General features: G+C 34.1%; 1 protein-coding gene. It reads left to right on the top strand.

Going from position 1 to position 569, the window contains the following annotated elements:
• Positions 1–74: 74 nt before the first annotated feature.
• Positions 75–569 (top strand): helix-turn-helix domain-containing protein (locus G5T77_RS16615; protein ID WP_166139640.1); only part of this gene is annotated, 495 nt, incomplete at its 3' end.

Raw genomic sequence — 569 nt, 5'->3', positions numbered from 1 at the left:
ATATATCTCACTCATTGAAAACTTATACCTAGAATGTTAAAATCAGCACCATATTAACAGATACACACTCATTAATGAAAATCAACAAAGCTTATAAATTTAGGCTTGAGCCTAATGTCGAGCAAGAGGTTATTTTAAATAATCTTGTTGGCTCTGCACGCTTTGTTTGGAATCAAATATTAGCAATTTCATTTGAAATGTTTGCTCAAAATGAACACATTAATGCGGTGAATCTAGTAAAAAAGATAACAGCACTGAAAAAGAATCCTCAGTTTAGCTTTTTAGATGGAAATTCAAATGCTGTGTCACTTCAACAAAAAGTTCGTGATCTTGCATCAGCATGGGGGAAGTTTTTTAACCCTAAAGAACATACTCGACTAAAAGAAAAAAAGCGCAAACCTAAGAAACCTAAATTTTTTAAATTGGCTGATGGCACTGAGGTTCAGTTGCGCCCACTTATGCCTAGATTTAAGAAAAAATCAGACGGTTATGATTCCATTCGCCTTGTACAATTCGATAAATACTGTTGGGTTAAAGGAAATAAACTGAAACTCCCTAATGGCGTAGGT

This window comes from Acinetobacter sp. GFQ9D191M, assembly GCF_011174875.1.
GTDB lineage: Bacteria > Pseudomonadota > Gammaproteobacteria > Pseudomonadales > Moraxellaceae > Acinetobacter.
Note: the sequence above shows the minus strand (reverse complement) of the source record. Positions and strands in the feature narration are given on the sequence as shown.